General features: G+C 54.9%; 11 protein-coding genes. 2 read left to right on the forward strand and 9 right to left on the reverse strand.

The annotated features are described in order from the left end of the window. Positions 1-56 precede the first annotated feature (56 nt). Genes LY631_RS15215 through LY631_RS15225 form a run of 3 tightly spaced genes read right to left on the reverse strand, consistent with a single transcriptional unit; the run spans position 57 to position 2,830 of the window. Positions 57-1,235: a DegT/DnrJ/EryC1/StrS family aminotransferase gene (locus tag LY631_RS15215; RefSeq protein WP_274426437.1), complete on the reverse strand. Its 1,179-nt coding sequence runs from the start codon at positions 1,233-1,235 to the stop codon at positions 57-59. A gap of 22 nt (positions 1,236-1,257) precedes the next feature. After that, on the reverse strand, positions 1,258-1,872 hold the full coding sequence (locus LY631_RS15220; RefSeq protein WP_274426438.1) for a sugar transferase: 615 nt from the start codon (positions 1,870-1,872) through the stop codon (positions 1,258-1,260). Continuing rightward, the gene (locus tag LY631_RS15225) at positions 1,862-2,830 is read right to left on the reverse strand and encodes a sulfotransferase family protein (protein ID WP_274426439.1); all 969 of its coding nucleotides are present in this window, start codon (positions 2,828-2,830) and stop codon (positions 1,862-1,864) included. The genes LY631_RS15220 and LY631_RS15225 overlap by 11 nt, the downstream gene beginning before the upstream one ends. An 18-nt stretch (positions 2,831-2,848) precedes the next feature. Between LY631_RS15225 and LY631_RS15230 the strand changes: the two genes are divergently transcribed. After that, on the forward strand, positions 2,849-3,994 hold the full coding sequence (locus LY631_RS15230) for a glycosyltransferase family 4 protein (protein WP_274426440.1): 1,146 nt from the start codon (positions 2,849-2,851) through the stop codon (positions 3,992-3,994). Between the two features lie 66 nt (positions 3,995-4,060). Here the strand turns inward: LY631_RS15230 and LY631_RS15235 are convergent, their stop codons facing one another. Both LY631_RS15235 and LY631_RS15240 read right to left on the reverse strand, forming a co-directional pair. Next, positions 4,061-5,083: an EpsG family protein gene (locus LY631_RS15235; protein ID WP_274426441.1), complete on the reverse strand. Its 1,023-nt coding sequence runs from the start codon at positions 5,081-5,083 to the stop codon at positions 4,061-4,063. Beyond that, positions 5,083-6,045, reverse strand: coding sequence for a glycosyltransferase family 2 protein (locus LY631_RS15240; RefSeq protein WP_274426442.1), 963 nt, complete (start codon positions 6,043-6,045; stop codon positions 5,083-5,085). The genes LY631_RS15235 and LY631_RS15240 overlap by 1 nt, the downstream gene beginning before the upstream one ends. Positions 6,046-6,089: 44 nt before the next feature. Here LY631_RS15240 and LY631_RS15245 point away from each other — a divergent pair, with 44 nt between their 5' ends. Next, entirely contained in the window at positions 6,090-6,902 is an 813-nt protein-coding gene (locus LY631_RS15245; RefSeq protein ID WP_274426443.1) for a polysaccharide pyruvyl transferase family protein, read from the forward strand. On the opposite strand, the gene LY631_RS15250 is transcribed toward LY631_RS15245, so the two are convergent. The 4 genes from LY631_RS15250 to LY631_RS15265 all read right to left on the reverse strand — a co-directional run bounded on the left by LY631_RS15250 (position 6,885) and on the right by LY631_RS15265 (position 12,038). Then, on the reverse strand, positions 6,885-8,249 hold the full coding sequence (locus LY631_RS15250) for an oligosaccharide flippase family protein (RefSeq protein ID WP_274426490.1): 1,365 nt from the start codon (positions 8,247-8,249) through the stop codon (positions 6,885-6,887). The two genes, LY631_RS15245 and LY631_RS15250, sit on opposite strands and share 18 nt — an antisense overlap. Continuing rightward, positions 8,249-9,289, reverse strand: coding sequence for an NAD-dependent epimerase (locus tag LY631_RS15255; RefSeq protein WP_274426444.1), 1,041 nt, complete (start codon positions 9,287-9,289; stop codon positions 8,249-8,251). Before LY631_RS15255 ends, LY631_RS15250 begins: the two co-directional genes overlap by 1 nt. Before the next feature lie 13 nt (positions 9,290-9,302). After that, positions 9,303-10,595: a Vi polysaccharide biosynthesis UDP-N-acetylglucosamine C-6 dehydrogenase TviB gene (gene tviB / locus LY631_RS15260; RefSeq protein WP_274426445.1), complete on the reverse strand. Its 1,293-nt coding sequence runs from the start codon at positions 10,593-10,595 to the stop codon at positions 9,303-9,305. A 75-nt stretch (positions 10,596-10,670) separates the two neighbouring features. Next, on the reverse strand, positions 10,671-12,038 hold the full coding sequence (locus LY631_RS15265; RefSeq protein WP_274426446.1) for a UDP-glucose dehydrogenase family protein: 1,368 nt from the start codon (positions 12,036-12,038) through the stop codon (positions 10,671-10,673). Positions 12,039-12,143 lie beyond the last annotated feature (105 nt).

The raw sequence follows: 12,143 nt of genomic DNA on the forward strand, positions 1-12,143 counted from the left end.
ATTGTAAAACCGCTCTGAGCGTTTATCGCGGGATGAGAACCGCCGAACCTCATCGATTACTCGGCTGATGCCCTACCAAGTATCTCAGACAAGGCGCTTGTAATCTTTTCCATGTCGGCTGATGTGAGGGTTGGATGCACGAGAAACGCGATGCTGGTTTCTCCCAATTCCTTTGCCACCGGGAGCCTGTCTGAAGGGCACCAGCCGGTATTGTTGAAAGCTTGTTCCCGATAAATCTCCGAATGAGATCCGTGAAGGCAGGGTATGCCCTGGCTGTTGAGTTCCGCGATGATCCGATCACGCGTCCATCCGGCAGCAAGCGCTTGCGGCTCCACAAAGGCGTAGAAGCGATAATGGGCGTGCGTGATGTGCTCGGGCACGGAGGGCACCCGCATACACGGGAATTTCCGGCATGTGTCGGAGAGCAGCGCGGCATTCTTCGCCCGACTCTCTCGCCAGCCTTCGAGTCGTTCAAGCTGGATCAGCCCTATCGCAGCCTGCATCTCCAACATGCGCCAGTTCGTGCCGAAGCGATCGTGCACCAGGCGTGGACCAGGTGGATGCTGTCGTTCATATACAGCTTCCCAGGTTTTTCCATGATCCTTGTAGGACCACATGAATTCCCACAGATCCTTATCGTTTGTCGTGACCATTCCCCCTTCGCCGCCGGTGGTCATGATCTTGTCCTGGCAGAACGACCAGGCGCCGATGTGCCCGATCGATCCGACCGACCGGCCCTTATAAAGGGCGCCGTGGGCCTGGGCGCAATCCTCTATGACCACGATGCCCTTGCTGTTGGCCAGGGACATGATGGCATCCATCTCGCAAGGCATGCCGGCCAGATGGACGCAGATGATGGCCTTTGTCCGCGGTGTGATAACCTGTGCAATCGTATCGGCGGTTATATTCTGCGTGTCGCGGTCAATGTCCGCAAAAACGGGGTTCGCACCCACACTGACCGCCGCCGAAGCCGAAGCAATAAATGTGCGGGGGGTCGTGACGACATCGTCTCCTGGCCCGACCCCTAGTGCCCTGAGCGCAAGCTCAAGGGCGACTGTGCCGTTCATCAGGGAAACTGCGTATTCGGTTCCCATCCGTTTGGCGAAAGCGGCCTCAAACTTCTTGCAAGCGTCCCCCGTCCAGTAGTTCACCTTGTTGGAAAGCAGGACATCAGCGACGGCCTCGGCTTCCTCTTGCGAAAACGATGGCCAGGGGGAAAGTTTGGAAGCGGGCATTGGGGGCTCTCGGTGTGTTGTTCTAGTGAAAAACAGTCTTCCAGATATATCCAAGGTCCTTTTGGAAAGACCAGTTTTCAATGTAATCGCGATTGATTTGTACCTTCTTGGGGTAGATGACATCGCGATTGTATGAGAAAGGATCGTCCACTTGAGCGAGAATGGATTGTTCGTTCCTGAAATACAAGGAAGCCGGTCCCGTAATCCCGGGGCGCACCGACAGAATAACACGGTCCTCTCCGCTCAACTCATCGGCGTAGCCCGGCACGTCGGGCCTGGGTCCCACGAGGCTCATCTGCCCGGCGAGTACGTTTAGGAGCTGAGGCAACTCGTCGATCTTGGTCGCCCTGAAAAAGCGTCCCAGCCGCGTGATACGCTCGTCATTGTTGGTGGTGATGTGACCGTGGGTCTGAGAAGTAGTGCGCATTGTGCGCAGCTTGATTATCCGGAATGGCTTTCCGCCTCGTCCGATCCGCCTCTGCAGGAAAAAGCCATTCTCTCCCGTATCGATGGTGGCAGCGAGCCATGCCAGGATAATGATCCAGCCTACGGCAACAAGCCCGCAACCGGAGACGAATACGTCGAAGGCCCGCTTGAGAGCGGTCTGGCCTTTCGTCAGCCCGTTGCTACGCGGCATAGCCGAGGCGATCCAGGGTGTTGCCGACCAACTCGCTTAGGCGGTCTCGCTGTCGATCGCTCAACGACTTCTTCCCCGCGCCCACGCGCGTCGGGGTAACCGGGGTGACAGCATTAGCGATATCAGCGTCTCTGGAGGCAAAACCGAGGAAGTCCGTAATTCGCTTGAGCTCGGCTTGGGGCGCAGCGACGAACTGCTCATAGCAGATGTTGATCACTTTACCGTCCGGCATGTTGGCGAAAGATGCAGATGCGTTTTCGACACAGCGCTTCCACTGCAGCGCGCAGACCTCCTCCAGCGTGTACTCTGCAAGCAAGCTTTGCATATCCGAAAGCTGCGGCCCCCAGAAAGCCAGGCGATCACGGCGCGAGAGAACCCGGTACAGCCTGTTCGCGGCGTAGCGCGTCGCGTAAAACGGCATGTCGGAAAGCGGCACGTATCGTGCCTTGCGCGCGAGGTATGGAATGTCGAGCGGAGCCTTCCACCTCTTCATTGCGGAATCAACGACATCGAGCCCATTGCGATAAATGTGAACGAATTTCGCTTCCGGGACAACGGCATCCACAAAATCGACGCGTAGCGCGTTCGCGCAAGTCTTTTCTACCAGAACAGGCTGCCCGCTCCGGGTTTGCATTTTCTCAAACTGCCGCCGTATATACGCTTTGATCCGCGGTGTCGCGAGATCGGGTGTGAACTCGTCGGATGGGTAACGAAGATTTCCGTGGCGCCAGATATAGTTGATCTCGTCACACGGCCATGTTGCCACGCTGGGCAGGGACGTCAGCGCGTCGCGAAGCATATTCGTGCCCGAGCGCGGGGCTCCAATGATAATCACGTACATCTTGGATGCCAATTCTGATGAGTAGCTATCGTTTTGCGGTCGGAATATAGGAAAGCAGAGGGCCACACAAGCTGCCTCTAACCGATACAACCGGCTGCATATCACAAAGATTTTCACAATTTAGGAAAGCTCCCATTGTCCGCAACTTCCACTCCTCACGCTCCCGCCGCGGTCTTCGTCGCCAACAGAAGCTATGCTCTATACAATTCGCGGCTGGGCATTATGCAGGCCCTCGTTCGCGCCGGCTGGCGCGTGGCTGCGGCATGCTCGATCGATAGCTATGCGGATGGCCTCAAAGATGCCGGTTGTGAGGTGTATGAATGCTCTTTCGAGAGGGGCGGTCTTGCGATCCATAGCGATATCGCTGCATTTCGGATACTTCGCCGACTGTATCGATCCTATAAGCCGCGCCTCGTGCATCATTTTAACGCCAAGCCAGTAATTATGGGAACGCTCGCCGCACGAAAGGAATTAGGCAAGTCCGTTTCGGTCGTGAACACGATAACCGGTCTGGGCCATGCTTTCGTGACCGGCGGCCCCACTGCCAGGTTAGCCGCGGCCGGCTACCGCTGGTCCCTGCCCAAGGCCGACATGACCATCTTTCAGAATGCCGACGACCACGCACTGTTTCTGAAGAAGGCCTGGGTTCGCGAAGACAACAGCATGATAATCGCGAGCTCCGGGGTGGATTTAGCGCGCTATCCCTTCGTAGACAGGAGTGCCCGGGCCGATGCAGCGCCGGTGGTTTCTATGATCGGTCGCCTCCTAGGGCAGAAGGGCGTGAAGGAATTTGTAGCAGTGGCCAGCCGCGTGCGCGCCGAATGGCCAGATGTGCGTTTTCTCCTGGCCGGCGAGGCGGATCCCGACCACCCGGACAGCATTGATCTCTCCTGGGTGATTTCTCAGGTCCGGATCGAATACCTGGGCCGGCTGGCAGATGTGCGCCCCTTGCTAGAGCAGAGCGATATCTTCCTGTTTCCTTCCTATCGCGAAGGCGTCCCGCGCGTTATTCTGGAAGCTGCGGCAATGGGGCTGCCCACCATTGCCTTCGACGTGCCAGGGGTGAGAGAGGCCGTGCGTAACGGAGAAACTGGCGCACTCGTGCCCCACCGTGATGTCGACGCGATGACGGAGAGAACAACCGCTTTGTTGAAAAGCGGTGACAAGCGGCTGGAAATGGGCCGTGAAGCGCGGAGGCTTGTGGAGCGCTCGTTCGATATCGACAGCATCCGCGACCGGCATCTCGCCCTCTACGAGGACCTTGCACGACCAATGCCATAGTGTGCATAGCCAATAACTGTCTAGTAGGTCGGGAGCAAAGTACCTTCCACAGTCCTCGTCGACGGTTCATCCAATTACTTCAATATACGATAAATATTTATACGATCCTGCAAACGCGAAGGCAATCAACAGGCACCATTTCACATCTATTCTAAACTTTGAGGAGACGATAAATCCGCAATGGAGAAGTGGTAAAAAAAGCCAGGCGATAATGGCGTAGCGGTTAGAGAACGGGCCAAATCCGAATATAAAGTAAGGCATACAAAGGGCCATGTACGCAACCAGCATACGCACAAACAATTTAAGATATCTCTTCCTAATAAAGGGAGTGATGATAATGTAAAATATGGGCCAAAATAATGTATACGCAAACAGATCCAGCTGGAATCCATACCACATGTCCGCGCCGTCTGCGTAATTAATGACACTATCATAAATGTTTATGTTGAGGAATATATGCAAATAATAAAATAACTGCCTCCAAATTCCTAGCGCATAGGCCACTGCTGTCATAAAGAAAATACAAAACGATAGTTTGTAAGGAATAAACCTAAACAGGATAATGAATGGTATCGGTAGAATTGCTGTTATGTGAAATAGCGCAGCAAAACCTGATATTGCGACGAAGTACGCAGTCCTTCTATAAACCAGAATAAGCATTACCGCGATATACAGAACAGAAAGGGAAATTCCCTGCCTAAGACCATTTGTTGTAGCAACAATGTACCAACTTGACGAAAGCAAAATAGATAAAATTAACGGAAAATATAAATACCTGCCCCTTTGATCAAGGATACGCGCATACAGATACTGCGCTCCAAAAATAGAGAGCGTCACAATCGCATATATTGTGGCGAGATATATACCTTCACTGTTACTGAAGGCTGCCACTGAAGCGGTAAAGATACGAAATCCGATCTCGTACCTTGTTCCGGTATTACCTTCTAAAATGTGATGAAAAAAGGCGATATAATTGTCGGTATCTCGCCCAGCCGACTCGGGGCGAGTGCCCACAAGATAAGTTAGTAAAACAAAATAAAATACCGTAGCGAGAGTTGCGACACGTTCGGCAGTTCGGGTCGAAGGCATCAACGAGCTCTCGCCACGCTATTGATGTAATATTCAATCTTTCGCCGCCCAACCCTTAAACGACGATACGTAAGCACTAAAGAAGGGGGGCAATAAAATAGCGCCTTGCATAGGAGATAATGAATTGTGCTGTGCGGACGAATTAACTCAGCATATTCTTGCGCCTTTTCTCTGGCTTCCCTTACGACCGACGCGGCAGCATAGATCACCACGTATGATTGTAGGAGCTTTATTAGTTGAGGGTTAACCTGCTGATGCGGTCGATCCGACAAAAAAGCCCGCAGGTAATAGGGAGTTGCAACTGGCAGGCGATCAACAGTTCGATTCTCTGCATCCTGATGAATTGTGGATGAGACTCGTGCATCAAACATGACACGGAAGTGCCGTGCAACGGTCAGCCACACATAAACATCCTCTCCAACAGCTTCTCCGACAGGAAAGCCACCACTTTCAGCAAGTGCGCGTTTACTTACGCAGACACTCGAAGAATTAAGCAATGATCGGCTTCTCCGATAATGATAAAAAAAATCTCCCACTTCGCCGCGGTGGCTTGTTTTAAGTGAGAGCCGCCCTAATCTTTTTGTCCCATCTGCGCCCACAATTTCGTAGCGGCAGCTATATAGCCCGGCTGTGCCATTGAGCTGAATCAACCCGCAAATCCGAGTCAGAAACTCTGGATGCCACTCGTCGTCTGCATCCAGAAAGCAGACGTAGTCACTCCTGGCCCTTTGGACACCCGAGTTCCTGGCTGCAGAAACACCGGAATTATGTTGACGAACAATTCGGAGACGCGGGTCATCAAATCTCTCAGCCACGGAGGCGCTACTATCCGTGCTACCATCGTCTACCACTATGAGTTCAAAGTTTGTGTGTACTTGTGCAAGGACCGATGCAATCGCACGCTCGACGGTATGTTCCTTGTTAAAAAGTGGTATCACCACAGAAAGGAACGCGCTAGACATAGCGAAACACCCTAATCTTTTGAGCAACTTGGGATGGCTTTATCATGCCTCGGACGGTAAAAATATATCGCTCGCATCCGAAGGGCTTGAAGGTTGGGAACTTCGGTGACGAGTTGACGATACCGCTGCTCGAACGGTTGTTTGGTGTATCAGCCGTCCCGGTGGCAATGCATGATGCAGAACTGCTTGCTGTAGGCAGCATACTTGATTCCTATTCACGTGCGCGATGGCCGAGACGAGTGCTGACTAGAATCTTCCGTTTGCGGCCATCGGATTTACACGTCTGGGGTTCTGGATTCATGTTAGAGGACTCTACCGCGAACTGGCCAGCAAATCTATTTGTACATGCAGTTCGTGGCGTCTTGACCGCAAACCGTTTGTCACAATTCGACGGCCCAATCGGCGACCCCGGGATACTGGCAAGCCAGATCGTGTCTCGGCCTCGCCCTACAGCGAGTGTAGCACTGGTTCCACACTTTGTTGATGAAGAACATGTGAGGACATTAGCTCTTCCGGAGCACTGGAAGGTGGTCAACCCAGACAATGAAGCTCTCCCAACCGTTAAGGAAATCGCTTCAGCGGAGCTTGTTGTTTCAAGCAGCTTGCACGGATTGATCGTTGCTGATTCATTCGGAATACCAGCTATTTGGGCAAGGTCGGTAAACGATCTCTATAAGAGGTCTGATTTTAAGTTCCATGATCATGCCTCCGCGAGAGATGAACCATTTAATGCACCTACTTCATACAGCGAGCTGATTTCAAAGCCTTTGACCGAGCTACATAAAATTGCCACGCGTGCCAGGAGGGACCTAGATCAATGGCAAGATGCTTTGATCAAGTCATTCCCGTTCGCTTAGGTGTCTGGTTCTCTTCCCTAACGGTCCAATTGTGATCTTTAATTTTTTCGAAGCGCTAAATATAAAGTTTGCGTTTAGATATATGATAGCGATACTCATCGAGAGAGCTGCCCCATTAACTCCCCATAGATGAATTAATATAGGCATAGAAATAATATTTAGTGAGGCAGACTTAATTAGGCCTGCAATAACACTGCGTTCGTTTCCTGACATTATGAGTAGTGAACCCACCGACCCGGTATATGCATTTGCAAGTTGAGCTAACGACACTATTATCAGGGCGGGGTATGCAGGCTCGAATTCACTTCCGAAAAGTACGCGCAAAATCTCCCTACCGAATAAGATAAACACCAAGGTAATTAGCACCGCGATCGCCAAGGCTGCCCGCGCGCTTAAAGTTGTGAGCATTTGAAGGCGTTCCGTGTCCTGGCGGGCATGGAACCTCGCGAAATGGGGGCCAACGACCAAGTTTATAGCCGTGAGGCCAATGGTTACCATCGTCGCCCCTTGCAAAGAAACACGAAACAGGCCGACATGCTCAGCATTCGCAAATACTCCTAGGGCCAGAATCCCGATGTTTTGATTTATTATATGCATTCCCTCCACCATCGCCAAAGGCAATGTGCTGGCCAACCAAGGGCGCCAGCAGGTGGTCTCACGGCGTTCAGTTATGAGTTCCGCCGGCCGCGCGCGCATCAGCATTGCCGCGCCGATGGCGAAGGCAACGAGGCTGGCTGCAGCATGCAACATCATGGCGTTTGACGCTGTTAGCGTTCGCCCTACCATACCGAGATGCGCGGTCAGCACTAGGACGATGAAGACTGCGGGTCGCAGAACGAATTCGGGAAGCTGACCCCGAACCACATGCCGCAGTCCGCGGAGCGCTGCACCGCGCAGGTTTCCCAGGGCGATGAGCGGCACCAGCGCCAACCCCCAATAGAAGACTGCCAGTTGGGTAGGGGAAAAGCGCTCCGAAAAAACCCAAGCGGCCAGCACGCCCGCTACGATCAAAGTTAGCGAGATGGCTAGCGCCAGCAGGCTTGCCCAGCGCCAAAGCCCTTTCATCACGTCCCAGCGACCGTCCGCCTGCGCCTTTGCCGTCTCACGCACCACGAGGTTGGGCAGACCCATCTGCGCGGGAATGGCCATGATGGTAACCACCGCGAAGACGAAAGAATAAACGCCGAACCCTTCCACCCCCAAAAGCCGTGCCAAGACAATGGCCATGAGCACGTTGAGTAGAGTGCTGGCGATCTTCACCGCCACAGACCCCACGCCGCCGCGCATGAGTTGGCCCCTCAGGCCCTCGCCCGAACGCAGGGAGCGAATGGCGCCGGCAATCTGCATCACCCCGGTGTTGCCTCGCGGGCGGTATAGTGGGCTCGGTACCACTCCACGAAACGGCGTACGCCCTCCTTTACCGGTGTCTGGGGGCGGTAGCCAACATGAGTCTCGAGCTCGCTCGTGTCGGAAGAGGTATTCGGCACATCGCCCGGCTGCATCGGTAGAAGCTCCAACTCCGCCTTGCGGCCCAGTGCTTCTTCGAGCGCGGCGATATAGTCCATCAGCTTGACCGGCTCGCTGTTGCCAATGTTGAAGATGCGGAAGGGGGCGCTGCTCCCCGACGGGTCGGGACTTTCGGCATTCCAGCCCGGATCAGGCGCGGCCGGCGCGTCGCTGGCGCGGATCACGCCCTCGGCAATGTCATCGATATAGGTGAAGTCGCGCGTGTGATTGCCGTGGTTGAAGACTGGGATGGGCTTGTCCTCCAGCATCAGCCGCGTGAACTTGAACAGTGCCATGTCCGGCCGGCCCCACGGACCGTATACCGTGAAGAAGCGCAGGCCCGTGGTCGGCAGCTCAAAGAGATTTGAATAGCTATGGGCCATCAGCTCGTTAGCGCGTTTTGTCGCGGCGTAAAACTGCAGCGGATGATCAACACCATCATGCTCAGAAAACGGCATTTTCGTGTTCGCGCCATATACACTTGAGGTAGAGGCATAAGTGAGGTGGCCGACCTTCGAATGCCGGCAAGCCTCTAAAATGTTGGTAAAGCCCACCAGGTTGCTTTGCACATAGGAGTGAGGATCCTCCAAGCTGTAGCGTACGCCCGCCTGCGCGGCCAGGTGGATCACCCGGTCAAACTCATGCTCGACAAAACAGCGCTCAACCGCTGCCAGGTCGGCCAGATCCGCACGGACGAACGCGTAGCTTCCGCCCTGGCGTCCGCCCGCTTCGGTGAGCAGCGCGAGCCTAGCCTCTTTCAGTGCGGGGTCGTAATAGCTATTGACGATATCGAAGCCGACAACCTCGTCGCCGCGCTCGATAAGGCGCTTGGCCACATGAAAGCCGATGAACCCGGCATTTCCAGTAACAAGTACTTTCAAGGTAGATCCTTTTTTAAAGGCGCAGATCGCTTTCGTCAGGGTGAAGCACGCTTTTCAAATCATACAGAACGTGTTGATCCCTCCCCCATGAGCGGATTTCGCTGGCGCCAGCGATCTTGAATTGTTCGTGGCCGACGGCAAGCACAATGGCGTCATAGGTGCTCTTTTGCGGCTGGGAGACCAACGCAAGGCCATATTCGTTTTTTGCGACTTCCGGATCGGCCCACGGGTCGAAAACCTCGACGTTCGCGTTGTAGTCGCGCAACTCGTTGATGATGTCGAGCACTCTGGTGTTTCGCAGGTCTGGGCAATTCTCTTTGAAAGATAAGCCCATAACCAGAACATTCGACCCTTCGACATGAATGCGTCGCCTTAGCATCATCTTGATGAGTTGCGAAGCGACATAAGCACCCATGCCATCATTCACCCTCCGGCCCGCCAGAATGATCTCCGGATGGTAGCCAATCGACTGCGCCTTCTGGGTGAGATAATACGGATCGACTCCTATACAGTGCCCTCCCACAAGCCCGGGGCGGAAGGGCATAAAGTTCCACTTGGTTCCAGCTGCTTCTAGGACCGCCTCTGTATCGATCCCAAGCCGGTTGAATATGATGGCGAGTTCGTTAACGAGAGCTATATTAAGATCTCGCTGAGTATTTTCGATGACCTTCGCCGCTTCAGCGATCTTTATGCTAGGCGCTTTGTGAGTCCCAGCGGGAACGACTTCCTGATAAAGCCGATCGACGAAATCGGCTACCTCGGACGTAGATCCCGACGTCACCTTCACGATGTCCGAAAGGCGATGTTGCCGATCCCCCGGATTTGCCCTTTCCGGACTGTAGCCCACATAAAAATCAGAATTGAAGTTGAGCCCTGAAGTGCGCTCAAGCACCGGAACGCAATCCTCCTCCGTAGCCCCTGGATAAACCGTAGACTCATAAACGACGATCGCCCCTCGGCTCAAAACTTTCCCGACCTGTTCGGTAGCACTCAATAACGCGGAAAGGTCTGGTTGCTTATTTGCATCAATTGGCGTCGGCACCGTGACGATAAAGATGTTGCAATTCCGAAGTTCGTCCGGATCCGTGGTAAAGTTGAGATGTTTGGCTTCCCTCAACTCCTCCGGGGTGCACTCACGCGTCGCATCGAAAGCTTCCCTCAATTGCCGAATGCGTCGGGAATCAATATCGAATCCCACAACTCTCCGACGTTTCCCGAACGCGACCGCTAGCGGTAAGCCAACATAGCCGAGTCCGATCACTGCGATTGATGTATCTGACAAATCAGGAACGAGATTAGATGTCATGAATCCAGACTTTTCACTCTTCGCTGGCGGACAGTTCGCACCGCTTATCATTGAAAACGCGGCCAACGAGAACTTTCATGAAGCTTGCCGGACGGCCTTTGGTTGCGGAAGGATCGACGCGCGGCCGACGCTGATGTAGGTCCAGCCATCGTCCTGCAGCCGCTCCGGCGCATAGATGTTACGCCCGTCGAAGATGGTTTTGGAGTTCAGCCGCAACGCCATCTCGTCGAAGTCCGGGGCGCGGAACTGCTGCCACTCGGTGCAGACCGCCAGCGCTTCGGCGCCCGAAAGCGCGGCGTACTTGTCACTGGCGAGCTCAAGGTCCTCGCGCGCGCCATAGATGCGCCGCGTCTCCTCCATGGCGACCGGATCGAACGCCTGCACGCGCGCGCCGCACTCCCAAAGCGCCTCCATCACGACGCGGCTGGGTGCTTCGCGCATGTCGTCCGTATTCGGCTTGAAGGCAAGGCCCCAAAGCGCGATGGTCTTGCCCTTGAGCGCCTCACGGCCGCCATAGTGGCTCACAATGCGCTCGAACAGCACCGTCTTCTGGCGCTGATTGACCGCATCCACGGCCTCGACCAGCTCGGCCCGGTAGCCCGCGGCCTCGGCTGTGCGGATCAGCGCCTTCACATCCTTGGGAAAACAGCTGCCGCCATAGCCAATGCCGGGATAGATGAAGGCATAGCCGATGCGCGGGTCCGAGCCGATGCCGCGCCGAACCTGCTCGATATCGGCGCCGAGCCGCTCCGCCAGGTTGGCCACCTCGTTGATGAAGCTGATCTTGGTCGCCAGCATAGCATTGGCGGCGTATTTCGTCAGCTCCGCCGAGCGAACATCCATATAGATCGTGCGGTCGTGATTGCGGTTGAAAGGCTCGTAAAGCTCCTTCATCACCGCCCGGGAGCGCTCCGAAGCGGTGCCGACGACAATGCGGTCGGGCTTGAGGAAGTCCGCAACCGCCGCGCCTTCCTTCAAAAACTCCGGATTGGAGACCACGTCACAGGTGAGAGAAACCTTCCGTTCCGCCAGTACCTCGGCCGTCCGCGCCTTCACCTTGTCGCAGGTTCCGACCGGCACGGTCGACTTGACGACGACGATCTTGTCTTTTTCCATAAGCTGGCCGATCGTGCCGGCCACCTCCAGCACGTAGCTCAGATCGGCCGCGCCGTCGCCGTCATCCGGCGTGCCAACGGCGATGATCTGCAATTCGGCATGGGCTACCGCCTCGGCCGGGTCGGAGGTGAACGAAAGCGTCCCCGCATCGACCGAGCGCTCTACCACAGCTTCGAGACCCGGCTCATGGATAGGAACTTCGCCTGCCCGCAGCCGCTCGATCTTGCTCTCATCAACATCCATGCACAGGACATTGTGTCCCGCATCGGCCAGGCAGGCCCCCGTTACCAATCCGACATAGCCTGTTCCAAACAAAGTTACGTGCATCGGAAATTCGGTCCTCTCTCACAGGTGGCATTCGGCTTACGCCGGAGCAATCTATGCACCGCCTCGACAACAGCACCGGACACCAAGTCCTTTCCCCGCAGTGCT

The organism is Chelativorans sp. YIM 93263 (assembly GCF_028767125.1).
Classification (GTDB): Bacteria; Pseudomonadota; Alphaproteobacteria; order Rhizobiales; family Rhizobiaceae; genus Chelativorans.

What these genes read in the sequence shown, in the direction of transcription:
- LY631_RS15215 (WP_274426437.1), bottom strand. Translation starts at nt 1,235, where the DNA reads ATGCCCGCTTCCAAACTTTCCCCCTGGCCATCGTTTTCGCAAGAGGAA.
- tviB (WP_274426445.1), bottom strand. Translation starts at nt 10,595, where the DNA reads ATGACATCTAATCTCGTTCCTGATTTGTCAGATACATCAATCGCAGTG.
- LY631_RS15250 (WP_274426490.1), bottom strand. Translation starts at nt 8,249, where the DNA reads ATGCAGATTGCCGGCGCCATTCGCTCCCTGCGTTCGGGCGAGGGCCTG.
- LY631_RS15235 (WP_274426441.1), bottom strand. Translation starts at nt 5,083, where the DNA reads ATGCCTTCGACCCGAACTGCCGAACGTGTCGCAACTCTCGCTACGGTA.
- LY631_RS15240 (WP_274426442.1), bottom strand. Translation starts at nt 6,045, where the DNA reads ATGTCTAGCGCGTTCCTTTCTGTGGTGATACCACTTTTTAACAAGGAA.
- LY631_RS15245 (WP_274426443.1), top strand. Translation starts at nt 6,090, where the DNA reads ATGCCTCGGACGGTAAAAATATATCGCTCGCATCCGAAGGGCTTGAAG.
- LY631_RS15220 (WP_274426438.1), bottom strand. Translation starts at nt 1,872, where the DNA reads ATGCCGCGTAGCAACGGGCTGACGAAAGGCCAGACCGCTCTCAAGCGG.
- LY631_RS15265 (WP_274426446.1), bottom strand. Translation starts at nt 12,038, where the DNA reads ATGCACGTAACTTTGTTTGGAACAGGCTATGTCGGATTGGTAACGGGG.